General features: G+C 41.5%; 2 protein-coding genes. Both read right to left on the reverse strand.

Annotated features, from left to right (window positions below; translation table 11 throughout):
- Positions 1 to 66 precede the first annotated feature (66 nt).
- Positions 67 to 267 carry a hypothetical protein gene (locus CG11_RS26285; RefSeq protein ID WP_052599928.1) on the reverse strand — a complete coding sequence of 67 codons (201 nt, stop codon included), beginning with the start codon at positions 265 to 267 and terminating at the stop codon, positions 67 to 69.
- Between the two features lie 14 nt (positions 268 to 281).
- Positions 282 to 662, reverse strand: a complete 381-nt coding sequence (locus tag CG11_RS26290) for a peptidoglycan-binding protein (protein ID WP_052599929.1) — start codon at positions 660 to 662, stop codon at positions 282 to 284.
- Between the last annotated feature and the right edge of the window lie 54 nt (positions 663 to 716).

Consider the following 716-nt stretch of genomic DNA (forward strand, 5'->3'; position numbering starts at 1 on the left):
CATCCAACTGTTGAAACTAGCCATAGGAAGAGGTTTTTGAAGTGGTTTTGAAAAAGCAACAGCAACTCAAGCGCTTGGTGCTGGAGTTGCTGGAGTAGATTGGGCATAGAGCCAACGAAAGAATAAAAGGACAAGGAGCACAAGCAAAATAGGTTTGAGTAGGTCAAAGAGTTCTTGTGTAAAAGAAGGTTCTTTTTGCTCTTGACTCGACCACCACCAATAGCCCGTACTACCAGCACCTAATAAAAAAGGAAGTAATAAAAACATGGGTTTAGATTGTTTTAAGCAGCTGCAAGATTGGTCTGCAGTTGAGCTAAAGTAATGCTCTTTTGTTGGGTGTATCGAAGGAGCATTTGCTCGGTTCTATCTCCAAAAATGCCATCCTCTTCTAGTAGAGGAATGAAGGTTGGAGCGTGTTTTTGATGTTCTTGATTTAAGAGCTGTTGCAGCTGTCGGACTTGCTCTCCTTGACTGCCTTTTTTTAGGATAACTGCTTGAGGTGCGGTGAAACTATTGCTAGTACTATTAACAACAGTCGGTTTAGCCCCTGCTAAGAGCGTTCCTTTAAAAAGGCGATGTCGATAAAAATACAAGACAAGCAAGAGCACCAACAAACCAACGGCAAGAAGTGGCTTTTGATATTGGATCAGTTTTTCTTTCATGTTAAATGGGTTGATCTTGGTTTTCTCCTCCTGCTACTTCCAAGTTTTTGGCTT

The sequence above is a fragment of the Aureispira sp. CCB-QB1 genome, assembly GCF_000724545.1.
Lineage (GTDB): Bacteria > Bacteroidota > Bacteroidia > Chitinophagales > Saprospiraceae > Aureispira.